Source organism: Pseudomonas sp. HMSC067G02, from assembly GCF_001813485.1.
Taxonomy (GTDB): Bacteria; Pseudomonadota; Gammaproteobacteria; order Pseudomonadales; family Pseudomonadaceae; genus Pseudomonas; species Pseudomonas aeruginosa.
Genome location: NZ_KV812642.1, coordinates 113,362 through 137,400 on the forward strand (window position 1 = coordinate 113,362; position 24,039 = coordinate 137,400).

Below are 24,039 nucleotides of genomic sequence, written 5' to 3' on the forward strand. Positions count from 1 at the left end.
GCTCAAGCCGTCTTCCGCCAGGAGGACGGCTGCTTTATGTCGCTTGGGCCGCTGGCCTCCGCGAACCCGGTCTAAAGTTCAGGGGTGAGCATTTATTCCAAGACCGACCGGGAGTCCTGCCATGAGTCTGCTGTTCGAGCCTCTTAGCCTGCGTCAAATCACCTTGCCCAACCGCATCGCCGTATCGCCCATGTGCCAGTATTCGGCGCAGGAGGGCCTGGCCAACGACTGGCATCTCGTGCACCTGGGCAGCCGCGCGGTGGGCGGCGCCGGCCTGGTGATCGTCGAAGCCACCGCGGTGTTGCCCGAGGGGCGCATCACCGCCGACGACCTCGGCATCTGGAGCGACGCGCATGTCGAGCCGTTGCATCGCATCACCCGTTTCATCGAGTCCCAGGGCGCGGTCGCCGGGGTTCAGCTGGCCCACGCCGGGCGCAAGGCGAGTACCTGGCGGCCGTGGCTGGGCAAGCACGGCAGCGTGCCGATCGGCGACGGCGGCTGGATACCGGTGGCGCCGTCGGCGATCCCGTTCGATCCCCAGCACACGACCCCCGAGGCCCTGAGCGAGGCGCAGATCGAGGCGCTGGTGCAGGCCTTCGTACGCGCCGCCGAGCGCTCCCTGGCTGCCGGCTTCAAGGTCGCGGAGGTGCATGCGGCCCACGGCTACCTGTTGCATCAGTTCCTCTCGCCGCTGTCGAACCAGCGTCGCGACCAGTACGGCGGCTGCTTCGAGAACCGCATCCGCCTGCTTCTGCAGGTCACCGCCGCGGTGCGCAAGGCCTGGCCGGAAGAGTTGCCATTATTCGTGCGGCTGTCCGCCACCGACTGGGTGGAGGATGGCTGGAACCCCGACGAGACCGTGGAACTGGCCCGGCGCCTGAAGGACCTGGGCGTGGACCTGATCGACGTGTCTTCCGGCGGTACCGCGGCGAATGCGGAAATCCCGGTAGGACCGGGCTACCAGACCGAGTTCGCCGAACGGGTGAAGAAGGAGGCCGGCATCGCCAGCGGCACGGTGGGCATGATCACCGAGCCGGTGCAGGCCGAGCATATCCTGCGCACCGGTCAGGCCGACCTGATCCTGCTTGCCCGTGAACTGCTGCGCGATCCGTACTGGCCGTTGCACGCCGCCGACGAACTGCGCAACGAGCAGATGCCCTGGCCGCCGCAATACCTGCGAGCCGCTCATCGCAGCACGCCGCCGCGCAAATCCCTGGAAATGCAGTGAGCCGTCGGGGCCGTCGGCGCGGCGAGGCGCCGGCGGCCCACCTGATGGAAACCTTTGCCGCCCTTGGCGGTCTGCCTGGCATCAGGAAATCATCCTGAGCGTTTCGCGGGAGATATTGCGTAATGGCAATATGATGCTATTCTCCCGCGACGTTCGCTCCGGACCGCACTTCGAGAAAGGATGCTCGCATGCACGCTACCGCCGGTTCTCCCCACGCCTCCCTGCCTGACAGCGATGTCGCCCTGCTGGCCAATATCCTGGTCCTGGCGACACGCAACATGAACAACATGACCACCATGCTGGCGCACCTTTCGGTGGAACTCAGCCAGAGCGAAGAGCCACGCCTGCAACGGGTCGGTCATCGGGTCCTGAACGAACTCTCGGAGCTGGGGGCCGCCCTGGAGACCCAGTGGGACCTGATCGGCGCGCTGTCGCGTTTCTCGCCCCTGCTCGATCGCACCCTGCCGCGCCAGGAACCCCTGGTCACCGAGATCCACCTCACCGATCTGCCGGGCCAGGCGCTGCCGCCCTCCGCCTGAACGGCGCGTCGCTCAGCCCTGCGCGGGGCGCTGCGACAGGTGTTCCAGGTAGCAGGCGATGATGTCCACCGACAGCTTGAGGCGGGTTTCCAGCAGCGCCATGGTCGGCTGGAAGTCGGCCACGCTGAGGGCCTTGAGGAACAGGTCGGCCTTGAGCATCTCGAGAAACTGGCAGGCCACCGCGTAGAGCGTTTCCTCGTCCATGTGGGGGGCGACCGCTACCAGTCGCTCGCTGAGCAGCAGGTAGCTCTGCTGCGGCCCCTGCTCGTAGAAGGACTTGCCGATCGCCGGAAACCGCGGAGATTCCGCCACCACCAGGCGATAGAGGCTCTGGCAGCGGGGATCGAGCAGGCTGGTGAGAAAGCGCCGGCCGAAATGCTCGAGGGTGGCGCTCAGCGTGGCGGCGGGGCGCGGTTGATCGGCGCTGTCGTCGAAGATTTCCTCGATCATGTGGGCGATCACCGCGGCGAACAGGCCTTCCTTGCCGCCGAAGGAGCTGTACAGGGTTCCCCGTGAACCACCGGCCCGTTCAATCACCATGTCCAGGGTGGTGCCTTCGAAACCGTGTTCGAGAAAGGCCTGGGTGGCGGCGTCGAGCATGGCGCGGCGGCGTTGCCTGCCGCGTTCGGTCAGACGGGGGGACGCATCGTTCATGGGCGGTATCGGGCCTCGCGGGGTGCGGTCGGAAGGTGCGCATGGTGGGCCGTCGGGACGGTCCGTTCAAGCCTCCAGGCAGTTTGCTGAGAGCGTTTCTCGTTAGGGTTGACGCTGGTCATTTAAGAACTGTATCGTGCAGTACTGTTTTGGCAAGCACTTCCGCTCATTCCTCCGCCTTGCCTCCCCGCAGGAGTCCCCCCCATGAATGCCCCCGCTAAGAGCCTGTTGGATATCGATGCCTTTCCCCTGGTCCAGGTCCGCGAGATGCCCCGCGAGCTGGCCGATGTCGAGCGCTGGTTGGAGGAGGTCGAAGCGCTGCTGGCCGTCGAGTGCGATTTCGCCCTGGTCTATCCGCCACTCCCGCAGGAAGAAGCTGAAGGCGACCAGCAAGCGCGCAAGCGCCTGGTGTTATGGCTCAAGGAAAATCGCCAGCGCTTCGTCGAGCATTGCCGGGGCATCCTGCTCAGTGCCAACGGCCAGCCGGACAACCTCGCCGACCTGCAGCAGCTGGCGCCGGTGCTGCAGGCCGTCTACGGCCCGCCGGTGAGCGTGGCGCCGGACCTGGCGTCCGCGCGCGGCATGGCGAAGGCGCTGCTGAGCGGGCCGGCGACGGGGATGAACTGGTGACGCCGCCATGTCCCTGAACACTCCGCGCAACAAACCGTCCCGCACCGAGACCGAAGCTGTCGCTGCCACCTCGGGACGATCCGCCGTCGGTCGGCGGGATTGCACCGAGCAGCTGCGCCGGGCGGCCCGGCGCAATGCCTGGGACCTCTACGGCGAGCACTTCTACTGAGTGGGCGTGCCGGATTGCCATTGGTGCGGGCGATGGAACACATCGTTTGATTCCTGGGCTCTTTACCTCAAGTTAACTTGAGCTATCAGAATCCGCGCAGAGCGTCTGGCGACCTTGCCTGGCGCCACTCCATGCCCGGAGGCAACGATGGATAGCCCGTCCACTCCCGCTCGTCCGCACCCCCAGGCCAGCCCGCGATGGCTGGCAGTTGCCAATGTGATCTTCGCCGGCATCGCCGCCGCCCTGCATGTCGGCAAGGCGACCATCGCCCTGCCGTCGCTGCAACGGAGCTTCGGCGGCGACCTCGCCGCGCTGAGCTGGATCATGTCCGCCTTTCCGTTCGTCGGCGTATTCGGCGGCATCGCCGCTGGCCTCCTGGTGCGTCGCTGGGGAGATCGCCGGCTGCTGACCGGCGGACTGGCGATTCTCGGCGGAGCGAGCCTGCTCGGTGCGTCGATGCAGGACTTCGCCTGGTTGCTCGCCACTCGCTTCGTCGAGGGGCTCGGTTTCCTCATCGTGGTAGTGGCGGCGCCCGCCGTGTTGCACAGGATCACCAGCGAGACGCGGCGCAGCGTGGTGTTCGGTCTGTGGAGCACCTTCATGGCAGGCGGAATCGCCCTCTCGATGCTGTTCGGGCCGCTGCTCGCGGACTGGCGCGCCGACTGGCAACTGAGCGCACTGCTGGTACTGGTCGCGGCGCTGCTGCTGCCGCTCAGCGTCCCTGCCGACGATGGGCGCAGGGCGGCAGGCGTGAGGCCGGCCGGTCTTGGCACGTTGCTCAAGTCTCCGGCGATCACCCTGCTGGCGCTCGGCTTCACCACCTACAACCTGCAGTTCTTCGCCCTGATGACGTTCCTCCCCGTGTTCCTCATGCAGCGCCTGGGCGTCGCCCTGGAGATTGCGGGACTCATCGGCGCGGCCATCGTCGCGGCGAACGCCCTGGGCAATGTCGCGGCGGGCTTCATCCTTTCCCGCGGCATACGTCCCGGCGCCTTGCTGGCGACCACCGCGATCCTGATGGGAGTCACCGGTGCGGCGTTCTTCCATGCCGCGACGCCGGGGCTCCTGGCGATTGCGCTGGGGTTCGTCTTCTCGGCGGTCGCCGGCATGCTTCCCACCACCGTGCTGGCGACCGCGCCGCTGGCCTCGCCCACGCCTTCGCTGACGCCACTGGCCATCGGCTGGGTAATGCAGGGCAACTACCTGGGGCAGGTGATCGGCCCCTTGCTGATCGGCCTGATCGTCAGCCGTTTCGACTGGTCGGGCGCGATCGGCCTGATGCTGGTCGCGGGCGCGGCGGGGGCCGTCCTGGGGTTCTGCCTGCTGCGTGCGCTGGACGGCCTGCCTCGCGCCATTGCCACGGGTTCCGCGGCTCGCCCTGCGGATTAGAAGAGAAACCGGCTTCGTGCAGGGCGGATAGTCGAGCGACTATTCGTCCTGCGCATGGCGGCCAGAGGCCGCCGCCGTCCCTCGGCTCAGTCGTCGCGGGTGAGCACTTCCAGCAGTTCGATCTCGAACAGCAGGTTGGAGTGGGGCTTGATGTGCGCGCCGACCTGCCGTTCGCCGTAGGCCAGGTGGGAAGGGACGAACAGCCGTCGCTTGCCGCCGACCTTCATGCCCATCAGGCCCTGGTCCCAACCCTTGATCACTCGTCCGGTGCCGATCACGCACTGGAATGGCCGGCCGCGCTCGTAGGAGGAGTCGAACAGCGTGCCGTCTTCCAGGGTGCCCTTGTACTGGGTGGTGATCAGCGCACCCTTCACCACCTCCTTGCCGTCGCCCAGGAGGAGGTCTTCGATCTGCAGTCGGTCGTTCATGGGGCGGTACCTGCGCGGTTTGCGGAAAGCCGCGATTCTGCCAGCAAGCGCGCCGCCTGTCGCCGAGCCGGCGGACCAGGGCATTGCCAGGCGGTCCGCGGCACGGGCATCATGCCCGCGCCTTTCCGCCGGGAAGGCTACCGCGTTCCGCGATGTCGCGCGCATCGCGGCTGGACACATATCTCAGGGATCATACGAGAACATATCCGCATGCAAAGACTGTCGCGTATCGGCCGCAACACCCTCGCCGTCTCCGTTTCCACCTTGCTCCTCAGCGCCTGCAACCAGGGCGACGATGCGCCGAAGCCTGCGGCGGTCGCGCCGCAACCGGCCGCACCGAGCATGGCTGCACTGAGCATCCCGCTATGCCTCAACGGCCAGTGCGCGGTGATCGACCAGGACGCCAAGCTGCTCGTGCCGTTCGACAACGACTACGACAATATCGTCGCCAGCGCCTACCAGGGCACCCTGATGGCGGCGCGCGAGGAGCGCTGGAACCTGATCCAGGCGAAGGACGGCAAGGTGTTGCGCGACGATATCGGCGAAGCCCTGTCGCTGCTCACCCCCAACCTCTATGGCTTCGTCCGCGATGGCAAGTACGGCGTGGTCGACGGCCAGGGCAAGGAAGTCCAGGCGCCGCGTTTCGACGACATCTACCCCAACAGTGCCAACGAATTCATCATCTACGAGATCGATGGCAAGCGCGGCATCCTCGATGCCAAGGGCAAGCAGCTCACCGAGGCGCTCTACGACACCACCCTGGTCAACGGCAGCGTCGCCGAACACGGCGGCTTGATCAGCGCCGAGCGTGGCGAGGAGAAGTGGATCATCAACCTCGCTACCGGCGAACAGAAGGCCGTGGCCTACGAGAGCCTGGGCGACCTCCACGACGGCGTGATGAGCGCCAGCGTCATCGGCAAGGGCTCCCAACTGGTGGATGCCAAGGGCGACGTGGTCGGTGACGGCAAGAGCTACGATTACCTGGGCACCCCGGCCAACGGCCTGGTGGCGTTCCGCGAGAAGTACGACAGCCCCTGTGGCTACCTCGACTACCAGGGCAAGGTGGCGATCGCCGCTCAGTTCGCCGGTTGCGGCGCCTTCGGCAAGCAGGGCGGGCTGGCCCAGCAGCGCATGGAAGATGGCTCGTCGGGCAAGTACGGCCTGATCGATCGCAGCGGCGCCTGGAAGGTGCAGCCGCAGTACGATTCGGCCGACAGCGCCGGCCTCACCGCGCTTGGCTACACCGTCGACGTGCCCGGGCTGGCTGCCGTCGGCGTGAGCACCGGCCTGTTCAGCGCCGACTTCGGCATCTTCAACCTCGACGAAGGCAGCGAGTGGGTGAAGCCGGGTTATGCGCAGATCGGCGCGCTGGGCAACGACCTGTTCGTCGTGGCGAAGAAGGGCGGGCCGCAGAAGACCGTCAGCTTCATGGGTTCGGAAAGCCAGGTGCCGGTGGTGGGCCTGATGGACCGCAGCGGCAAGATGCTGCTGGAGCCGGGCGAACTGATCAGCATCCAGTCTGCGTATGACGGTCGTTTCCTGGAAGCTCTCGACGGTATGGACAACGCTGCCCACACCGTGTTGCTCGATCGCCAGGGACGCACGCTGGTTCCGGCGCTCTGGCAGAAGCTGGAGGTGAATCCGCAGCAGGGTTACATCCTGGGCTACGAAGTCAGCGGCACTGGCGACGAGGCGACGGAAACCTTGCGCGCACTGTACGACCTGAACGGCAAGCCGCGCTTCACCGTGGCCACCACCGATTGCGGCGCCGAACAGTTGCTCGACGGCAATGGCAAGGCGATCTGGCCGCAGGACCCGACGCCGTATTGCCAGTCGGACGACGAGCAGGGCGACGAAGGCGAGCCGGAGCAGGAGCCGGCGCCCGCCGAAGAGAGCGAGGAAACCAGCGAGAGCTGAGTTCCCTGCGCGCGTCCGCCCCTTGCGGCGGGCGCGCGGTTCCGCTGTTTCGCCGTGGCTGCTGGCCACGGCCTTCCCTCACTGGCGATGCCAGAAGTCCGAATACTCCTCGAACGGGTAGCGCTCGCCGTCGTAGCGCAGCGTGCGCTTCACCGTGCGCAAGGGTTTGCCGTTCTCCGTTTCGCCGTCGCTGACCCGAGAGGTGACGACCAGGTCGGCAAAGCCGTTGGAGCGTCCACGGCCGAGTTCCAGGGTCAGGTGCGAGACTTCCTGTTCGAACCCGGGCTCGGCGGAGCAGACCGAGCCTTTCAGCGTCCTCCACTGGTCCAGGTAGGTGTTGAGCACCGGCCGCAGCTTGCCGTCGCCGGCCGGCACCACCAGGGTCAGCAGGTTGTCGAAGCCGGCTTCCGGACAACTGGCGCCACGCGCCACGCTATGGAATACCACGCCGAAGGCGCGCACCGTCGGGCTCAGGCGATAGCGTGCGGTGTCCAGCCAGAGGCTGTCGCTGCCGACGGCGACGGACGCGTCTTCTTCGAAGTCGCTGTCGTAGCGTTCGAGCAGCCTGCCGCTGCGGCTGTCGGCCTTGGCCAATAGCAGATGCGGGTGGCGTTCGCCTTCCACGGCGGTGTCGCCCGGATCCAGGTAGGCCATGGCGATCACCGTCTGCGCGGGGTCGTCCGGCCAGGGCTTGCAGGCCACGGCGAGGAACGGACCGGAAGATTCGTACGAAGGGGCTATCCAGCCATCGTGGCCGACCTGCCTGGCTACGGCGTCAAGCAGTCGCGACGCGCAGGGCTGCGGTTCGCGGGCTTCGGCCTGGCTGGCGAGTCCCAGCAGCAGGAGGCAGAGTCGGGCGGAGAGGCGGCGGTTACGGTCCATGTGAAAAGAGTCCTTTGGCGGAGGCGGGCACGGATGACGCCCGGCGCTGCGGGACATTCTAGCTGCTGCGCGGACCTTGCGAAGCGGGCTGGCGGGGCGGACATATCGCGGCCGCGCTGCTCAGGCCAGGCCGTTTTCCCGGATGTAGATAAAGAGTCCGGCATTGCTGTCCAGGCCAAGCTTGCGCATGGCGCTGCTCTTTTGCGCGCTGATGGTCTGCTTGCTGCGGCACAGTCGGATGGCGATTTCCCCGACCGCCAGGCCGCTGCCGTACAGGCGCAGCACTTCCACTTCGCGCGGGGTGAGTTGTTCGAGGCTGGCCAGCGGCTTGCCGTGCTCGGCTTCGCCCACTTCCAGCAGGTGTGCGATGGAGCGCGAGATGAATGGTCGACGGCCGGCGTGGCGGATCGCCTTGGGCAGATCGTCGAGCATGCCGCGTTTGCTCACCAGGCCGTGAATGCCCAGCTTGAGCAGGGATGAAACGAGTGCCGGGTTGCCGAGCATGGTGACGACGATGATCGGCAGGTCCGGATAGCGCCGCCGGACCTTCTGCACCAGGCGCAAGCCGTCGGCCTGCTGGCTGCCGGGCATCATCAGGTCGGTGATCAGCAGGTCGCAGGGGTGCGCTTCGAGCTGCGCCAGCAAGCCATCGGCGTCCTGGGCCTGGGCGACGATCCGCAGGTCGTCGTACGCACTCAGCAGATAGCGCATGCCGATCAGGGTGAGGGCGTGGTCGTCGACGAGGATGACGCGTGTTTTCATGAAATCGAACCCGATCGAGATGGAGGTTTCCGCAGCGGCTACCGGCAACGCCGACAGGCGGATAATCCGCCAGGAGGCAGCTCCGGACGGGCTCGAATTCTAGCGATGGTGTCTGTCGGTTTAATCAGGACTTTTCTGAATGCTAGTAGGAAATTTCCTATGTGTTTTCCCTAGGTTATTTCGAGGGGAGGCCGAGAAACATAGGGTCTTTGAACGGCTTTCGTGGAGTAGGGGTTGAAATCTCTGTCAGTACATTTCTGTCAGTCTTGCTGGACATCGGAAGGGCGCGACGGCAGCGCGGGTCCCGCTGCCGTCGCCGTCCTTCAACCCAGTTCGCGGACTGCCCGGACCGCCTGGTCGATGGCGGCATGGGCGTAGGCATCCCAGGCCGCATCCGAGTTGGCGATGGCGACATTGCCGACCTTGCTTCGCGCCAGTTCCATCAGCGCTTCGCTTTCCGCCTCGTCGTCGTAGAGGGTATTCATGAAGTAGGAGTAGCCGTGCGACCAGCGGTTCACGGTGATGCCGGTGATGTCGCGACGGTGGTCGAAGCCGGCCGGGCCGAGCATGGCCTGGAGCTGGTCGCGGATGTCCTTTTCCAGTTGCTCGAAGCTCATCGCGTAGAGCTTGCTGCGGCCTACGCGAGCCTGGGTGCGGGCGTCCATGCCGGCGTTCGGGGTGGTCGGCACGTAGACCATGTGCACGCCGATCGGCTGCCGCGGGTCGCGCGGGTGCCGGTAGCTGTCGAGGTCGACCGGGAAGTCCAGCTTGATCCGCGAGTAGGGCAGGGTCGGCGCGTAGATCTCGTGGATGCCGAGGGTCTTCCAGGCCTGCCAGTTGCGCAGCAATACCTTGGTGTACACCAGCGGGAACTTGACGTTCTGGCTCAGCGCGTGGGCCTGCTCCTCGGAGAGGTCGCGCAGCAGGTACGGCACCATCATGTTGTAGCAGGCCATCACGCAGTGCTTGCCGCGTACCCGGTGTAGGCGGCCGGCGCGGCTGTAGCCGACATCGACGCCGCCGGCGCGGTTGCGCACGCTGACGGCGGTGCTGTTCAGGCGCAGGCGCACCGGGTGCCCGGCGAGGTCCAGCTTCGAGTAGTCGAAGCGGGCCATGACGATGTCCTCCATGCCTCGGCCCGGCGCCACCGCAGGGATCAGGTCGCGCACCATGAGCCGAGCCAGCGAGGCGTTGCCGTCGGGGAAATGGTAGATGTACGGCTCGTCCATTTCCGCCTGGGCCTCCTCGCTGGGTTGCGGCAGGCCGAGGGCGTCGAAGCCGGGGAAGCCGGCGGCGTATGCGTCGGCCGCCGGCAGGGCGTCGGCGCCGAGGGCAGAGAAGTCGTTGCTGCGGCCCTGGAAGTACTTCACCGAGGTTTCCGAGAGCCCGACGTTCTTGAGCAGGTAGTCGCGGTAGCTGGTCTTCGCCAGGTAGGTTTCCTTCTCTTCCACGTTCTTGCCGGCAAGATAGTCGCGAGGTGATTCGTACAGCGCGATGAGCGCCTCCCGGTCTTCGCGGCTCAGCGGGAAATCGCCGATGAAGGCGCGCCAGGAGCGGGCATTGAGACGATCGCGGGGGACCTCGTCGGCAACCATCGGCGTCGGGTCGCCGCTGACCAGCTTGTCCACGCCGAAGCTGGCCTTGTCGAAGAACACCGCGCGGGACAGGCCCAGGCCGGGGTAGAAGTCGGTGTCGAAGGCTGTCTCGAAGCGCTTGAGCTCGACGCCCAGGCGTTTCAGCAGGTGTTTGGCGTCTTCGCTGTAGAGGGCGTTCGGCGATTGCAGCGACTCGCTGCCGCCGTAGCCGAGGATGGTGCGCCCGCCGGCCTGGAATTCGTTGCGCTTGGCATGGCCGCCGAAGTCGTCGTGGTTCTCGATGACGAGGATGCGCGCCGCGGGGTGCCGTTCGCGATAGAACCAGGCGGCGGCGAGGCCGCTGATGCCGCCGCCGACCACCACCAGGTCGTATTCCTCTTCGATCGGCAGGTGGTCGACATCGAAGGTCTTCTTCTCCCAGCCCATCTGGTGTGCGACTTCGAAGGCGCCCGGATGGCTACCGCGCAGGCCGGTGAGCGCGGGCGGATAGTAGCGGCCGCCGGGGGCGGCGCGGAGGATCTCGGCGGGGGTCAGGCCTGCGGCGATGGTCAGGGCTACGCCGTTCAGGAAGTCGCGGCGGGAGATGGTCATGGGAAGTCCTTTGCGAGGCAGTGGGTGGCTCGGGGGAGCCATGTTCACAGTTTGCTGTTGCGAATGCGCGCGGAGCGGCTGGCGTTGGACGCCGACCCGCAGTCGCGGGCGGGCGCGGAGTTTAGAGGGCCATGCCGGCGCGTCGAAGGGCTTTCTGCTGGCACTAGGCCTCTATCTGGAAAAATGTGACATGCGTCGCGCTTTGCCAAGGTGTCCGCGGAGGCCGGCAATATCTCGAAGCAAACTCCCGGCGGGCAGCGCGGACGCGAAGGGCTAGAGTCGGTCGAATCCGGTTGTTACCGAACGTCCTGGAGGTTCCTCATGAATACCCGTGGTTTGCTCGACCAATTGCTCAAGTCCGGGCAGGAAATGTTGCAGAACAAGACCGGCGGCAAGCCCGGCGCCAGCGGCGGCGGACAGCTCGGCAGCCTGCTTTCCGGCGCCGGCGGCGGAGCCCTGGCGGCCGGCGCCATCGGCCTGCTGCTGGGAAACAAGAAGGCGCGCAAGTTCGGTGGCAAGGCGATCACCTACGGCGGCCTCGCCGCGCTCGGGGTGATCGCCTACAAGGCCTACAACAACTGGCAGCAGCAACAGAACGGCGCCGCGCCGCAGGCGCAGCCGCAGACCGTCGACCGCCTGCCGGAAGCCCAGGCCGAAGTGCATAGCCACGCGATCCTCCAGGCCATCGTCGGTGCGGCCAAGGCCGACGGCCACATCGACGAGCGCGAACGGCAGATGATCGAAGGCGAGGTGGCCAAGCTGACCAGCGACCGCGAGGTGCAGGGCTGGCTGGAGCGCGAGTTGAACAAGCCGCTGGACCCGGCCGAGATCGCCCGTGCCGCGAGCACCCCGGAGATCGCCGCGGAGATGTACCTGGCCAGCCTGCTGATGGTCGACGAGGAAAGCTTCATGGAGCGCTCCTACCTCGAGGAGCTGGCGCGGCAGCTGCGCCTGGAACCCTCGTTCAAGCTGGAGCTGGAGAACCAGGCCAGACAGGCGCTGCAGCGCCTGGCCTGAGACGGCGGAGCGTCGTTCCGCAGATAACCGCCGCCATCATGGCGGCGGCGTCGCCGAAGGGCCGAGCAGAACCTCCCGCTCGCGCTGGCACAGCTCCAGCAGGAAGTCCCAGACCACCCGCAGGCGCACCGAGCGGTGCAGCTCCCGCCGGGTGCTCATCCAGTACTCGCGCTGGATGCTTTCCTCGGGCAGCACCGGTACCAGCAACGGATCGCGGCTACCCATGAAGTGCGGCAGGATCGCCAGGCCGATGCCGGCCTGCGCCGCCTGCTGCTGGGCTACCACGCTGGTGCTGCGGAACACGACCTGCGGGTGGCGGCAGAAACTGTGGTGGAACATCAGTTCCTGGCTGAACAGCAGGTCGTCGACGTAGCCGATCCACTGGTGCCTGCCGAGGTCGTCGCGGTCGCGTAGCGGCGGCGCCTGTTCCAGGTAGGCGGGGCTGGCGAACAACGCCAGGCGATAGCGGGTCAGCAGGCGGGTGATCACCAGGTCGGCGCTCGGCCGGTCGAGGGAGATGGCGATGTCCGCTTCGCGGTTGGTGATGCTGACGAAGCGCGGCACCGAGACCAGCTCGACCTCCAGGCCCGGGTAGTGGCGCATCAATTGCGCCAGGCGCGGAGCGAGGAAGACGCTGCCGAGGCCTTCGGTGACGCCGATGCGGATCTGCCCCAGCGGCGAGATGCTCTGGCTCATTTCTTCCTGGGCGAGCAGCGCGGTGTTCTCCATCGCCTCGGCGTGCTTGAGCAGCGCCTGGCCGGCCGGAGTCAACTGGTAGCCGCCGGTGTGCTGGGCGAACAGTTGGGTGCCGAGGTCGCGCTCGATGTTCTCGATGTGCCGGGCCACCGTGGCGTGAGTGGTGCCGAGACGCTTGGCGGCGGTCAGCAGGCGGCCGCTGCGCTGCAACTCGAGGAAGAAACGCAGGTCATTCCAGTCGAACATGGGGAGCGCCTTCTGCCGGGCCGAGGGGGGGGCTGTTAGAAAACGAACAATAGCTGCCCCGAAACGTTTGTTTTTTTATCGCGAATGAACGACTAGCCTCAAGCCGTTCGAGACTTGCCGGTCATCCGCAGGTCCGACGGCCCATCACAAGAACGACAAGACGAGGCTCGCCATGCCCGAGGTACTGGATACCTACGACTACCTCATCGTCGGCGCCGGACCTGCCGGCTGCCTGCTGGCCAACCGGCTTTCCGCCGACCCTGCCAACCGTGTCCTGCTGCTGGAAGCCGGCGGTCCGGATAACTATCCCTGGATCCACATTCCCGTCGGCTACCTCTACTGCATCGGCAACCCGCGTACCGACTGGTGCTTCGACACCGACGAGGTCCCCGGGCTCAACGGTCGTTCCCTGAAGTACCCGCGCGGCAAGGTGCTCGGAGGATGCTCCTCGATCAATGGCATGATCTACATGCGTGGCCAGGCCCGCGACTACGACCAGTGGGTGGCCGAAGGCAATCCGGGCTGGAGCTGGAGAGAGCTGCTGCCGCTGTTCCGCAGGATGGAGGACCATTTCGCCGGGACCAGCGAAATGCACGGCGCCGGCGGCGAATGGCGGGTAGAACGCCAGCGGCTCTCCTGGAAGCTGCTCGATGCCTTCCAGCAGGCGGCGGCGCAGACCGGAATCGCCAGCGTCGAGGATTTTAACGGTGGCGACAACGAAGGCTGCGGCTACTTCCAGGTCAACCAGCGCGGCGGGGTGCGCTGGAATGCCTCGAAAGGCTTCCTGCGCGGCATCGCCCAGCGCGCCAACCTGACGGTTCTGACCCATGCCGAAGTCCAGCGGGTGCTCCTCGAGGACGGCCGCGCCAGGGCCCTGTCGGTCCGTTGGCAGGGCCGCGAGCAGCGCTTCGAGGCGCGCCGCGAGATCGTCCTGAGCGCTGGCGCGATCGGTTCGCCGTGCCTGCTGCAACGCTCCGGGATCGGCCCGCGGGACCTGCTGGAGCGGCTCGGTGCCGGGGTCGTCCACGAGTTGCCCGGGGTCGGCGGTAACCTCCAGGATCACCTGCAACTGCGCATGATCTACAAGGTCGACGGCGTTCCCACCCTCAACCAGATCGCCGGCAGCCTATGGGGCAAGCTGGGCATGGGCCTGCGCTACCTGGCGAGCCGCAGCGGGCCGTTGTCGATGGCGCCGAGCCAACTGGGCGCCTTCGCCCGCTCCGATCCGCAGCAGCCCTCGGCCAACCTCGAATACCACGTCCAGCCGCTCTCGCTGGATCGCTTCGGCGAGCCGCTGCATGCCTTCCCGGCGTTCACCGCGTCGGTCTGCGACCTGCGTCCGCACAGCCGGGGAACGGTGCGCATCCGCTCGCTCGACCCGGGCGAGGCGCCGTCGATCCAGCCCAACTACCTGAGCGATCCGCGCGACCTGAAGGTCGCTGCCGACGCCATACGCCTGACCCGCCGCATCGCCGCCGCGCCGGCGCTGGCCGCCTTCCGTCCGCAGGAGTACAAGCCCGGCCCGGAATACCGCAGCGAAGAGGATCTGCAGCGCGCCGCGGCGGAGATCGGCACCACCATCTTCCACCCTGCCGGCACCTGCCGCATGGGCCAGGGGCCGCAAGCGGTGGTGGATGCGCAATTGAGGGTGCACGGAATCCCCGGCCTGCGTATCGCCGATGCCTCGATCATGCCCAGCCTGACCTCCGGCAACACCTGTTCGCCGGTGCTGGTGATCGCCGAGAAGGCGGCGCAGATGATTCTCGCCGAGCGCCGCCGCGAGGCCGCGCCGCAGGTCGTCGAAAGCGCCATGGCTACCGGCGGCAAGGAGGCGGTGGAGGCCTGAGGATCGCTACACCCCGTATCGCGTGGCGCCCGGCGCCGCAGCGGTCGACGCTGAAAACGGAAATGGCAGACAACAATAAGAGCCCCCACAAGGGGCGGGAGAGCCGCAATGACCGAGTACGCAACGACCCCTTCCTACACAGTGCCTGCGACCACGCCCCAGGAGGAGCGCAAGGTGATCTTCGCCTCCTCGCTGGGCACGGTCTTCGAGTGGTACGACTTCTTCCTCTACGGCGCCCTGGCGGCGGTGATCAGCAAGCAGTTCTTCGCCGGCGTCAACGACACCACCGCCTTCATCTTCGCCTTGATGGCCTTCGCCGCCGGCTTCCTGGTGCGGCCCTTCGGCGCGCTGGTGTTCGGCCGCCTGGGCGACATGATCGGGCGCAAGTACACCTTCCTGGTGACCATCCTGCTGATGGGGCTGTCGACCTTCGCCGTCGGCCTGCTGCCCACCTATGCCTCGATCGGTGTCGCCGCGCCGATCATCCTGGTCACCTTGCGCATGCTCCAGGGCCTGGCCCTGGGCGGCGAGTACGGCGGCGCGGCGATCTACGTCGCCGAGCACGCCCCGGTGAACAAGCGCGGTAGCTACACCAGCTGGATCCAGTCCACCGCGACCCTCGGCCTGTTGCTCTCGCTGCTGGTGATCCTGGCTTGCCGCCAGTTGACCGGCGACGAGTTCGAGACCTGGGGCTGGCGCCTGCCATTCCTGCTGTCCATCGTCCTGCTGGGCATCTCCACCTGGATCCGCCTGTCCATGCGCGAGTCGCCGGCGTTCCTCAAGATGAAGGCCGAGGGCAAGGTCAGCAAGGCGCCGCTGCGCGAGTCCTTCACCCAGTGGGGCAACCTGAAGGTGGTGCTGACCGCGCTGTTCAGCATCAATGCCGGCCAGGCGGTGACCTTCTACACGGCGCAGTTCTACGTGCTGTTCTTCCTCACCCAGGTGCTCAAGGTCGATGGCGGCACCGCCAACGGTCTGCTGATCGTCGCCCTGGTGCTTGGCGCGCCGTTCTTCATCGTCGCCGGCTGGCTGTCCGACCGCATCGGCCGCAAGCCGGTGCTGCTGGCCGGCCTGCTGCTCGCCACGCTGTTCTACTTCCCGCTGTTCAAGGGCTTGACCCACTACGCCAATCCGGCCATCGACCAGGCCAGCCGGCAGTCGCCGATCAGCGTGGTGGCCGACCCAGCGACCTGCACCTTCCAGTTCGACCCGGTGGGCAAGGCGACCTTCGACAGCCCCTGCGACAAGGTCAAGACCTTCCTGGTCAAGGCCGGCCTGCCCTACTCGACGGTGGCGGCGCCCGCCGGCAGCGACGTCAGGATACGGGTCGGCGAGACCGAGATCGCCGGCTTCGACGCCGAAGCGATGGCGGCCGCGGTGAAGGCGGCAGGCTACCCGCAGCAGGCCGATGGTAGCCAGGTGAACAAGCCGATGGTGATCGCCATCATCTTCGCCCTGGTGCTGATCTCCACCCTCTGCTACGGCCCGCTGGCGGCGCTGATGGTCGAACTGTTCCCGACCCGCATCCGCTATTCCTCGCTGTCCCTGCCGTACCACATCGGCAACGGCTGGTTCGGCGGCTTCCTGCCCACGGTCTCGTTCGCCCTGGTGGTGTACACCGGCGACATCTTCTACGGCCTCTGGTATCCGGTGCTGATCACCGGCGGCAGCCTGGTCTGCGCCTTGCTGTTCCTCCGCGAAACCCGCCATACCGATATCCACCGGTGACATCGCGCCCCGTTCCCGGCATGGGGACGGGGCGCACATTCCCTCCGTGATGTGCCTGTCTTCTCAGAAAAGTCTGGCTTGCCAGTTTTCTTTCTTTGTCTTTCTGCCACACTTCTGGCGTCAAAAAACGCCTTTCCAGCGCCTACAATAGCGGGAAAACCCTATGGCGCTGCTTGCCGGTGCCGGGGACGGCCTATACAGTCCGCGCGATTGACGGGCCGTTGTGGCGGCAGGAACGAATCCGGACTCGAGTCTTGGGGAAAAATGTGAAGAACTGGACTGTTCGCCAGCGAATCCTGGCAAGTTTCGCCGTGATCATCGCGATCATGCTGCTGATGGCCGCTACTGCGTACGTGAAGATGTTGACGGTGGAAAAGGGCGCCTACCGTGTCCAGGACGACGCCATGCCGGGGATGTACTTCATCACCCTGGTACGCAGTTCGTGGACCGACAACTACCTGCAGACCCAGGAACTGTTCGGCGTCACCGACGACCACGAGCTGAGCAAGGCCGAGGCTGACAGCATCCTTGCCAGCGAGGAGCGCCTGGACCAGCAGATCGCCTCCTACCAGAAGACCATGAACCCGGACGAGGCCCGCGACCACGAGCTGCTCGCCGGCTTCCTGGGTGTGCGCAAGGCCTACCTGGAGCAGCACGACAAGGTGCTCGAGCTGTATCGCGAGAAACGCTTCGAAGAAGCCGGCAAGCTCGTCGCCGGCCCGTTGACCGAGCACTGGCGCGACGGTCGCAAGTACCTCAACGAGCTGATCGAGCTGAACAAGGACATCGCCGATCGCGCCTCGGAGAACATCGTCAACGCGGTGGACGACGCCGAACTGAGCATGCTGGTGACCCTGTTGCTGGCGGTGGTGGTAGCCGGCATCTGCGGGTTCCTGCTGTTGCGGGCGATCACCCAGCCGATCCAGAAGATCGTCCGCAGCCTCGACCTGATGGCCGGCGGCGACCTCACCGCGCGCCTGAACCTTGGCCGCCGCGACGAGTTCGGCGCCATCGAGACCGGTTTCAATGGCATGGCCGAGGAACTCAAGGGCCTGGTGTCGCAGGCCCAGCGTTCTTCGGTGCAGGTCACCACCTCGGTCACCGAGATCGCCGCGACCTCCAAGCAGCAGCAGGCCACCGCCACCGAAACCGCTGCGACCACCACGGAGATCGGCGCCACTTCTCGCGAGATCGCCGCCACCTCGCGCGACCTGGTGCGGACCATGAGCGAAGTCTCCGGTGCCGCCGAGCAGACTTCGACCCTGGCCGGTTCCGGCCAGTTGGGCCTGGCGCGCATGGAGGAAACCATGCACCACGTGATGGGTGCGGCCGACCTGGTCAACGCCAAGCTGGCGATCCTCAACGAGAAGGCCGGCAACATCAACCAGGTGGTCACCACCATCGTCAAGGTCGCCGACCAGACCAACCTGCTCTCGCTGAACGCCGCCATCGAGGCGGAGAAAGCCGGCGAGTACGGCCGCGGGTTCGCCGTGGTGGCCACCGAGGTGCGCCGGCTGGCGGACCAGACCGCGGTCGCCACCTACGACATCGAGCAGATGGTGCGCGAGATCCAGTCGGCGGTATCGGCCGGGGTGATGGGCATGGACAAGTTCTCCGAGGAGGTCCGCCGCGGTATCGCCGAGGTCGGCCAGGTCGGCGAGCAACTGTCGCAGATCATCCAGCAGGTGCAGGCGCTGGCGCCGCGGGTGCAGATGGTCAACGAGGGCATGCAGGCCCAGGCTACCGGTGCCGAGCAGATCAACCAGGCGCTGGTGCAACTGGGCGAGGCCACCGGGCAGACCGTGGAGTCGCTGCGCCAGGCCAGCTTCGCCATCGATGAGCTGAACCTGGTGGCGAACGGGCTGCGCAACGGCGTATCCCGCTTCAAAGTCTGAGGCTGTGACCGTGTCCCGCTCCACCGGCGATCATCGACGCACCAGCAAGCTGTTCCTGCTGTTCCGCATGGAAGGCGACCGCTATGCCCTGGATGCCCGCGAAGTGGTCGAAGTGCTGCCGCTGCTGCGCCTGAAGCGCATTCCGGAGGCGCCGGAATGGGTCGCCGGGGTGTTCTCCCATCGCGGCGTCCTGGTCCCGGTGCTCGACCTCTGCGCAATGGCCTTCGGCCGCGCGGCGCTGGCCCGCACCAGCACGCGCATCGTGCTGGTCGAATACCGCGCCCGCCAGGACCGAGAGCCGGTCTGGCTCGGACTGATCCTCGAACAGGCCACCGATACCCTGCGCTGCGAACCGTCGGCGTTCCGCGACTATGGCCTGGACAACGGCGGGGCCCGCTATCTCGGCCCGGTCTATGAAGGACCACGGGGACTGGTGCAATGGGTGCGGGTCGAGGCATTGCTGCCCGACGAAGTGTGCGCCCTGCTGTTCCCGCCGGAGTGCGGCGAGGGGGCGGCATGAACGATCGCTTCGAACGCCTGCTCAAGAGCAGGATCGGCCTGGATGCCAGCTCGGTGGGCAGCGCGGTGATCGAGCGCGCGGTACGCCAGCGCATGAGCGGCCTCGCGCTGCACGACGAGGACGAATACTGGATGCGCCTGAACGGCTCGCCGGGCGAGGTGCAGGCGCTGATCGAAGCGGTGGTGGTGCCGGAGACCTGGTTCTTCCGCTACCCGGAGTCGTTCACCACCCTCGCCAGGCTGGCCTTCGAGCGCCTGCCGAGCCTAGGCGGCGGACGCGCGCTAAGGATCCTCAGCCTGCCCTGTTCCACCGGCGAGGAGCCGTATTCCATCGTCATGGCCTTGCTCGATGCCGGGCTCTCCGAGTACCTGTTCGAGGTCGACGCCCTGGACGTCAGCGCTCGGGTGATCGAGCGCGCCAGCCTCGGGGTGTACGGCAGGAATTCCTTCCGCGGCGATGAACTGGGGTTTCGCGACCGCCATTTCAGCGAGGTTGCCGATGGCTACCAGTTGGCCGAGCAGGTTCGCCGCAAGGTGCGCTTCCGCTGCGGCAATTTGCTCGATCCCGGGCTACTGGCGGGCGAGGCACCCTACGATTTCGTGTTCTGTCGCAACCTGCTGATCTATTTCGACCGCCCGACCCAGAGCGAGGTGGTCGAGGTGCTCAAGCGCCTGTTGCGGCCGGACGGCGCGATGTTCATCGGACCAGCCGAGGCGAGCCTGCTCAGCCAGCATGGCATGCAGCCGATCGGCGTGCCGCTGTCTTTCGTGTTCCGCCGGACCAGCGAGGCGCCCCGCGGCGCGCGGCCCAAAGCGGTGAGCGACGGAGCGCGCCCGGTCGTTGCCGCCGCCGTGGAGCGTGCGAGTATTCGGCCTTCGCCGCCGCCACCGGCGAAACCGCGCCAGCGGCTGTCCAGCCTGGTTCCGCCAGCCAGCGGCCAGCCCCTCGCCACTCCCGTCGGCGAGTTCGACGAAATCGCCCGCCTGGCGGATGCCGGCCAGCACCGCGAGGCGCGCGCCGCCTGCGAGCGCCAACTGGCCGCGCGTGGGCCGTCGGCCACGGTCTTCTACTGGCTCGGGCTGCTCAGCGATGTCGCCGGGCAGGAGCAGGAAGCCCAGGATTTCTACCGCAAGGCCCTGTACCTGGAGCCGCAGCACGCCGAGGCGCTGGCGCACCTGGCGGCGCTGCTCGCCGCTCGCGGCGACCATGCCGGCGCCCGGCGCCTGCAGCAACGTGCGGCCCGTGGAGTGAACAAAGATGGTTGAGGCGAGCCTGACCTTGCTCGATACCCAACAGGTGGATGACTGCTGGAACCGCATCGGTGTGCATGGCGACAAGTCCTGCGAACGCCTGGCCGAGCATGTCCATTGCCGCAACTGCGAGGTTTACGCTGCCGCGGCGACCTACTTGCTGGACCGCATCGCCCTGCGCCAGGACCAGCTCGACAGCGCCGAAACGATGGACAGCCAGCGCGAACAGAGCGACCTCGGCGAGACGCGCTCGATCCTGGTGTTCCGCCTGGGCGAGGAGTGGTTCGGTCTGGCCACCGGCAGCCTGGTGGAAGTGGCGCCGATGAACCCTATCCATTCCCTGCCGCACCAGCGCTCGCGCGCCCTGCAAGGGGTGACCAACGTGCGCCGCGCGCTGGTCGCCTGTCTTTCCCTGGGCGAACTGCTGGATCTCGAACCCGGCGCCGCGCCGGTCAGCGAGCGCCGGGTGGTTCCGCGCATGCTGATCATTTCCGCCGCCGGCGGTCCGGTGGTGGCGCCGGTGGAGGAAGTCGACGGCATCCATGCGATTCCGCTGGCGCGGATACTGCCGCCCAACCACGCCGACGGCCAGGCCTCGCGCCGGCACGTGGCCGGCGTGCTGCAATGGCGTGAGCGGAGCATCACCCTGCTCGACGAAGGCCCTCTCCTGCAAGCCGTAGCGCGGAGCCTGGCATGACCCCGGACCAGATGAGAGACGCGTCGCTGCTCGAGCTGTTCCGGCTCGAGGCGGAGGCCCAGACCCAGGTGCTCAACGCCGGCCTGATGGCGCTGGAGCGCAGCCCGACCCAGGCCGACCAACTGGAAGCCTGCATGCGCGCCGCGCACTCGCTGAAAGGCGCGGCGCGGATCGTCGGGCTGGACGCCGGCGTGCGCGTGGCGCACGTCATGGAGGATTGCCTGGTGGAGGCGCAGGACGGACGCCTGCTCCTGCAATCGGAACATATCGATGCGTTGCTCCAGGGCTGCGACCTGTTGCTGCGTATCGGCACCCCGCCCGCCGGCGACGCAGGCTGGGCCGAAGGCGCCGGGCGGGAAGAGATCGACGGTCTGGTGCAGCGCCTCGAAGGCCTGGTGCGCAGCGGCCTGCCGCTGGCCCGCGCGGAGCTGCCGGCGACGACTCCCGGCCTGCCGGAAGCGGCCCCCGAGGCGCCGCCAGCGGCATCAGCGGCCGCTAGCGACGACAACGACGAGGAGCCCGCCGGGCAGGCGGGCGGCGAACAAGCCGAGGAGCGCCGCAGCCGGGTCCTGCGGGTCACCGCCGAGCGCCTGGACCGGCTGCTGGATATCTCCAGCAAGTCGCTGGTGGAGTTCCAGCGCATCAAGCCGCTGGCCGATTCCCTGCAACGCCTGCGTCGTCTGCAGTCCAGCGCCAGCCGCGCGCTCGACGTGGTACGCGAGACGGTCCAGGAAACCGCCCTCGACCCGCAGGCCCAGGCCATGCTCGGCGAGGCGCGGCAACTGATCGGCGAATGCCAGCAGATGCTGGTGCAGCACATCGCCGATCTCGACGAGTTCGCCTGGCAGGGCGGCCAGCGCGCCCAGGTGCTCTACGACGCGGCGCTGGCCTCGCGGATGCGGCCATTCGCCGACGTCCTTAGCGGCCAGGCGCGGATGGTTCGCGACCTGGGCCGCTCGCTGGGCAAGCAGGTGCGCCTGCTGGTCGAGGGCGAAAGCACCCAGGTCGACCGGGATGTCCTGGAAAAACTCGAAGCGCCGCTCACCCACCTGCTGCGCAATGCCGTCGATCACGGTATCGAGGCGCCGGAAACCCGCCTCGCCGCCGGCAAGCCGGCCGAGGGCAGGATCACCATCCGCGCCCGCCACCACGCCGGCATGCTGGTCCTGGAACTGAGCGACGACGGCGGCGGCATCGATCTGCAGCGCCTGCGCGAGACCGTGCTCAATCGCCAGTTCGCCACCGCCGAGACCGCGGCGCAATTGAGCGAGGAGGAACTCCTGGCGTTTCTCTTCCTGCCCGGTTTCAGCATGCGCGAGCAGGTCACCGAGGTGTCCGGTCGCGGCGTCGGACTGGACGCCGTGCAGCACATGGTCCGCCAGTTGCGTGGCGGCGTGCGCATGGAGCAACGCCAGGGGCAGGGCACGCTGTTCCACGTCGAGGTGCCGCTGACCCTGTCCGTGGTGCGCAGCCTGGTGGTGGAGATCGGCGAGGAGGCCTACGCCTTCCCGCTGGCGCATATCGAGCGCATGTGCGAGCTGGAAGCGGAGGAGATCGTCCAGCTCGAAGGTCGCCAGCACTTCTGGTACGAGGGTCGCCATGTCGGCCTGGTCTCGGCTGCGCAACTGCTGCAGCGGCCCGAGAGCAGCCGCACCGAAGGGGCCATCCCGGTAGTGGTGGTGCGCGACCGCGATGCGGTCTACGGCGTCGCCGTGGAGCGTTTCGTCGGCGAGCGTACCCTGGTGGTGATGCCTCTCGATCCGCGCCTGGGCAAGGTGCGCGACGTTTCCGCCGGCGCCTTGCTGGACGACGGTTCGCCGGTGCTGATCCTGGACGTCGAGGACCTCCTGCATTCGGTCGGCAAGCTGCTCAGCAGCGGCCGCCTGGAGCGCATCGATCGCAGCCGGCGGCAGGCCGGTGGGGCGCAACGCAAGCGCATCCTGGTGGTCGACGACTCGCTCACGGTGCGTGAGCTGGAACGCAAGCTCCTGCTCGGCCGCGGCTACGACGTGGCAGTGGCGGTGGATGGCATGGACGGCTGGAACGCCCTGCGCTCGGAGCATTTCGACCTGCTCATCACCGATATCGACATGCCGCGCATGGACGGTATCGAACTGGTCACCCTGGTGCGTCGCGACAGCCGCCTGCAGTCGCTGCCGGTGATGGTGGTGTCCTACAAGGATCGTGAGGAGGACCGTCGGCGCGGTCTCGACGCCGGCGCCGACTATTATCTGGCGAAGGCCAGTTTCCACGATGAGGCCTTGCTGGATGCCGTCGTCGTCCTGATCGGAGAAGCACAGGGTTGAGGATCGGAATCGTCAATGACATGCCGTTGGCCGTCGAGGCGCTGCGCCGCGCGCTGGCCTTCGAGCCGCAGCACCAGATCGTCTGGGTCGCCAGCAACGGTGCCGAGGCGGTGACCCAGTGCGCCGCCGATACGCCCGACGTGGTGCTGATGGACCTGCTCATGCCGGTGATGGACGGCGTCGAGGCAACTCGTCGGATCATGGCGGAAAGTCCTTGCGCGATCGTGATTGTTACCGTCGATATCGAGCAGAATGTGCACCGGGTTTTCGAAGCGATGGGATATGGGGCGCTCGATGCGGTGAACACGCCGGCGCTGGGCATCGGCAACCCGCAAACGGCGGCGGCGCCGTTGTTGCGCAAGATTCAGAACGTCGGCTGGCTGATCGGCCAGCGCGATAACCGTGGCAAGGTCCAGGTGGTGCCGCCGAAGGCCGGCGGGGCGCGCCAGCGTCTGGTGGCGATCGGCGCCTCGGCTGGCGGTCCGGCGTCGCTCGCGGTGTTGCTCAAGCAACTGCCGGCCAGTTTCAATGCCGCGGTGGTGCTGGTGCAGCATGTCGACGAGGTCTTCGCCGCCGGCATGGCCGAATGGCTGGCCAGCGAATCGAAGCTGCCGGTGCGCCTGGCGCGCGATGGCGAGCCGCCGATACCGGGGCAGATCCTGCTGGCGGGGACCAACAATCACATCCGCCTGTTGCGCAACGGTTCGCTGGTGTACACCGCCGAACCGCGTTCTTTCGTCTACCGGCCGTCCATCGACGTGTTTTTCGAGAGCGTGGCGAACTACTGGCGTGGCGACGCCGTGGGCGTGCTGCTGACCGGCATGGGCCGCGACGGCGCCCAGGGCCTCAAGCAGATGCGCGAGCGCGGCTTCCTCACCATCGCCCAGGACCAGGCCAGTTGCGCGGTCTACGGGATGCCGAAGGCCGCGGCGGCGATCGATGCCGCGGTGCAGATCCTTTCCCTGGAAAAGATCGCCCCGCGCCTGGCGGAGGTATTCGATTAGCCGGGCGCGAGTCCGGTCAGGCGCCAGGGTAGGCGCCGGCGCCCGCCGTG

21 protein-coding genes are annotated in these 24,039 nt (G+C 67.2%); 15 read left to right on the top strand and 6 right to left on the bottom strand.

Features of this window, described 5'->3' with window-relative positions:
• The first annotated feature begins 121 nt into the window (after positions 1-121).
• Together HMPREF2914_RS08445 and HMPREF2914_RS08450 are read left to right on the top strand one after the other, a co-directional pair.
• Positions 122-1,228: an NADH:flavin oxidoreductase/NADH oxidase gene (locus HMPREF2914_RS08445; RefSeq protein ID WP_003092581.1), complete on the top strand. Its 1,107-nt coding sequence runs from the start codon at positions 122-124 to the stop codon at positions 1,226-1,228.
• A gap of 188 nt (positions 1,229-1,416) precedes the next feature.
• A complete protein-coding gene (locus HMPREF2914_RS08450) occupies positions 1,417-1,767 on the top strand; it encodes a hypothetical protein (RefSeq protein ID WP_003137947.1) in 351 nt (116 codons plus the stop codon).
• A 12-nt stretch (positions 1,768-1,779) separates the two neighbouring features.
• Here HMPREF2914_RS08450 and nalC read toward each other — a convergent pair whose 3' ends face one another.
• On the bottom strand, positions 1,780-2,421 hold the full coding sequence (gene nalC, locus HMPREF2914_RS08455) for an efflux system transcriptional repressor NalC (RefSeq protein WP_003137949.1): 642 nt from the start codon (positions 2,419-2,421) through the stop codon (positions 1,780-1,782).
• A 204-nt stretch (positions 2,422-2,625) separates the two neighbouring features.
• Here nalC and HMPREF2914_RS08460 point away from each other — a divergent pair, with 204 nt between their 5' ends.
• From HMPREF2914_RS08460 to HMPREF2914_RS08470, 3 genes are all read left to right on the top strand, one after another.
• Positions 2,626-3,051: a hypothetical protein gene (locus HMPREF2914_RS08460; protein WP_003129878.1), complete on the top strand. Its 426-nt coding sequence runs from the start codon at positions 2,626-2,628 to the stop codon at positions 3,049-3,051.
• A 7-nt stretch (positions 3,052-3,058) separates the two neighbouring features.
• Complete coding sequence (gene armR / locus HMPREF2914_RS08465; RefSeq protein WP_019485705.1) at positions 3,059-3,220, top strand: MexR antirepressor ArmR; 162 nt, start codon at positions 3,059-3,061, stop codon at positions 3,218-3,220.
• A gap of 147 nt (positions 3,221-3,367) precedes the next feature.
• Positions 3,368-4,609, top strand: a complete 1,242-nt coding sequence (locus HMPREF2914_RS08470) for an MFS transporter (RefSeq protein WP_023092558.1) — start codon at positions 3,368-3,370, stop codon at positions 4,607-4,609.
• Positions 4,610-4,695: 86 nt separating this feature from the next.
• Here HMPREF2914_RS08470 and HMPREF2914_RS08475 read toward each other — a convergent pair whose 3' ends face one another.
• A complete protein-coding gene (locus HMPREF2914_RS08475) occupies positions 4,696-5,037 on the bottom strand; it encodes an FKBP-type peptidyl-prolyl cis-trans isomerase (protein WP_003092567.1) in 342 nt (113 codons plus the stop codon).
• A gap of 210 nt (positions 5,038-5,247) precedes the next feature.
• Here HMPREF2914_RS08475 and HMPREF2914_RS08480 point away from each other — a divergent pair, with 210 nt between their 5' ends.
• A complete protein-coding gene (locus HMPREF2914_RS08480; protein ID WP_023092559.1) occupies positions 5,248-6,954 on the top strand; it encodes a WG repeat-containing protein in 1,707 nt (568 codons plus the stop codon).
• Positions 6,955-7,032: 78 nt separating this feature from the next.
• Here the strand turns inward: HMPREF2914_RS08480 and HMPREF2914_RS08485 are convergent, their stop codons facing one another.
• The 3 genes from HMPREF2914_RS08485 to HMPREF2914_RS08495 all read right to left on the bottom strand — a co-directional run bounded on the left by HMPREF2914_RS08485 (position 7,033) and on the right by HMPREF2914_RS08495 (position 10,784).
• Positions 7,033-7,836, bottom strand: coding sequence for a PA3715 family protein (locus HMPREF2914_RS08485; protein WP_003137956.1), 804 nt, complete (start codon positions 7,834-7,836; stop codon positions 7,033-7,035).
• A 120-nt stretch (positions 7,837-7,956) separates the two neighbouring features.
• The gene (locus HMPREF2914_RS08490) at positions 7,957-8,598 is read right to left on the bottom strand and encodes a two-component system response regulator TtsR (RefSeq protein WP_003092560.1); all 642 of its coding nucleotides are present in this window, start codon (positions 8,596-8,598) and stop codon (positions 7,957-7,959) included.
• A gap of 323 nt (positions 8,599-8,921) precedes the next feature.
• A complete protein-coding gene (locus HMPREF2914_RS08495; RefSeq protein ID WP_023092560.1) occupies positions 8,922-10,784 on the bottom strand; it encodes a flavin monoamine oxidase family protein in 1,863 nt (620 codons plus the stop codon).
• Positions 10,785-11,105: 321 nt separating this feature from the next.
• On the opposite strand from HMPREF2914_RS08495, the gene HMPREF2914_RS08500 reads away from it, so the two are divergent.
• On the top strand, positions 11,106-11,801 hold the full coding sequence (locus tag HMPREF2914_RS08500) for a tellurite resistance TerB family protein (protein WP_003092554.1): 696 nt from the start codon (positions 11,106-11,108) through the stop codon (positions 11,799-11,801).
• Between the two features lie 36 nt (positions 11,802-11,837).
• On the opposite strand, the gene HMPREF2914_RS08505 is transcribed toward HMPREF2914_RS08500, so the two are convergent.
• Positions 11,838-12,743, bottom strand: coding sequence for a LysR family transcriptional regulator (locus HMPREF2914_RS08505; protein ID WP_003092552.1), 906 nt, complete (start codon positions 12,741-12,743; stop codon positions 11,838-11,840).
• A 172-nt stretch (positions 12,744-12,915) separates the two neighbouring features.
• On the opposite strand from HMPREF2914_RS08505, the gene HMPREF2914_RS08510 reads away from it, so the two are divergent.
• The 8 genes from HMPREF2914_RS08510 (at position 12,916) to wspF (ending at position 23,989) form a co-directional block, all read left to right on the top strand.
• The gene (locus HMPREF2914_RS08510) at positions 12,916-14,589 is read left to right on the top strand and encodes a GMC family oxidoreductase (protein ID WP_003137963.1); all 1,674 of its coding nucleotides are present in this window, start codon (positions 12,916-12,918) and stop codon (positions 14,587-14,589) included.
• A 108-nt stretch (positions 14,590-14,697) separates the two neighbouring features.
• Positions 14,698-16,317: an MFS transporter gene (locus HMPREF2914_RS08515; protein WP_019485699.1), complete on the top strand. Its 1,620-nt coding sequence runs from the start codon at positions 14,698-14,700 to the stop codon at positions 16,315-16,317.
• A 266-nt stretch (positions 16,318-16,583) separates the two neighbouring features.
• Complete coding sequence (gene wspA / locus HMPREF2914_RS08520) at positions 16,584-18,212, top strand: Wsp signal transduction system chemoreceptor WspA (RefSeq protein WP_003092544.1); 1,629 nt, start codon at positions 16,584-16,586, stop codon at positions 18,210-18,212.
• A 4-nt stretch (positions 18,213-18,216) separates the two neighbouring features.
• Entirely contained in the window at positions 18,217-18,732 is a 516-nt protein-coding gene (locus tag HMPREF2914_RS08525; protein WP_019485698.1) for a chemotaxis protein CheW, read from the top strand.
• Positions 18,729-19,997 carry a CheR family methyltransferase gene (locus HMPREF2914_RS08530; protein ID WP_023092562.1) on the top strand — a complete coding sequence of 423 codons (1,269 nt, stop codon included), beginning with the start codon at positions 18,729-18,731 and terminating at the stop codon, positions 19,995-19,997. Before HMPREF2914_RS08525 ends, HMPREF2914_RS08530 begins: the two co-directional genes overlap by 4 nt.
• Positions 19,990-20,679, top strand: coding sequence for a chemotaxis protein CheW (locus tag HMPREF2914_RS08535; RefSeq protein ID WP_070702815.1), 690 nt, complete (start codon positions 19,990-19,992; stop codon positions 20,677-20,679). The genes HMPREF2914_RS08530 and HMPREF2914_RS08535 overlap by 8 nt, the downstream gene beginning before the upstream one ends.
• Positions 20,676-22,985, top strand: coding sequence for a Wsp signal transduction system sensor histidine kinase WspE (wspE, locus tag HMPREF2914_RS08540; RefSeq protein WP_003129896.1), 2,310 nt, complete (start codon positions 20,676-20,678; stop codon positions 22,983-22,985). The genes HMPREF2914_RS08535 and wspE overlap by 4 nt, the downstream gene beginning before the upstream one ends.
• Positions 22,982-23,989, top strand: a complete 1,008-nt coding sequence (gene wspF / locus HMPREF2914_RS08545; RefSeq protein WP_003092534.1) for a Wsp signal transduction system protein-glutamate methylesterase WspF — start codon at positions 22,982-22,984, stop codon at positions 23,987-23,989. The genes wspE and wspF overlap by 4 nt, the downstream gene beginning before the upstream one ends.
• Positions 23,990-24,039 lie beyond the last annotated feature (50 nt).

Bases quoted from the DNA above. Each gene is read 5' to 3' on its own strand.
- HMPREF2914_RS08445 (WP_003092581.1), top strand. From the start codon at position 122: ATGAGTCTGCTGTTCGAGCCTCTTAGCCTGCGTCAAATCACCTTGCCC.
- HMPREF2914_RS08450 (WP_003137947.1), top strand. From the start codon at position 1,417: ATGCACGCTACCGCCGGTTCTCCCCACGCCTCCCTGCCTGACAGCGAT.
- nalC (WP_003137949.1), bottom strand. From the start codon at position 2,421: ATGAACGATGCGTCCCCCCGTCTGACCGAACGCGGCAGGCAACGCCGC.
- HMPREF2914_RS08460 (WP_003129878.1), top strand. From the start codon at position 2,626: ATGAATGCCCCCGCTAAGAGCCTGTTGGATATCGATGCCTTTCCCCTG.
- armR (WP_019485705.1), top strand. From the start codon at position 3,059: ATGTCCCTGAACACTCCGCGCAACAAACCGTCCCGCACCGAGACCGAA.
- HMPREF2914_RS08470 (WP_023092558.1), top strand. From the start codon at position 3,368: ATGGATAGCCCGTCCACTCCCGCTCGTCCGCACCCCCAGGCCAGCCCG.
- HMPREF2914_RS08475 (WP_003092567.1), bottom strand. From the start codon at position 5,037: ATGAACGACCGACTGCAGATCGAAGACCTCCTCCTGGGCGACGGCAAG.
- HMPREF2914_RS08480 (WP_023092559.1), top strand. From the start codon at position 5,248: ATGCAAAGACTGTCGCGTATCGGCCGCAACACCCTCGCCGTCTCCGTT.
- HMPREF2914_RS08485 (WP_003137956.1), bottom strand. From the start codon at position 7,836: ATGGACCGTAACCGCCGCCTCTCCGCCCGACTCTGCCTCCTGCTGCTG.
- HMPREF2914_RS08490 (WP_003092560.1), bottom strand. From the start codon at position 8,598: ATGAAAACACGCGTCATCCTCGTCGACGACCACGCCCTCACCCTGATC.
- HMPREF2914_RS08495 (WP_023092560.1), bottom strand. From the start codon at position 10,784: ATGACCATCTCCCGCCGCGACTTCCTGAACGGCGTAGCCCTGACCATC.
- HMPREF2914_RS08500 (WP_003092554.1), top strand. From the start codon at position 11,106: ATGAATACCCGTGGTTTGCTCGACCAATTGCTCAAGTCCGGGCAGGAA.
- HMPREF2914_RS08505 (WP_003092552.1), bottom strand. From the start codon at position 12,743: ATGTTCGACTGGAATGACCTGCGTTTCTTCCTCGAGTTGCAGCGCAGC.
- HMPREF2914_RS08510 (WP_003137963.1), top strand. From the start codon at position 12,916: ATGCCCGAGGTACTGGATACCTACGACTACCTCATCGTCGGCGCCGGA.
- HMPREF2914_RS08515 (WP_019485699.1), top strand. From the start codon at position 14,698: ATGACCGAGTACGCAACGACCCCTTCCTACACAGTGCCTGCGACCACG.
- HMPREF2914_RS08530 (WP_023092562.1), top strand. From the start codon at position 18,729: ATGAACGATCGCTTCGAACGCCTGCTCAAGAGCAGGATCGGCCTGGAT.
- HMPREF2914_RS08535 (WP_070702815.1), top strand. From the start codon at position 19,990: ATGGTTGAGGCGAGCCTGACCTTGCTCGATACCCAACAGGTGGATGAC.
- wspE (WP_003129896.1), top strand. From the start codon at position 20,676: ATGACCCCGGACCAGATGAGAGACGCGTCGCTGCTCGAGCTGTTCCGG.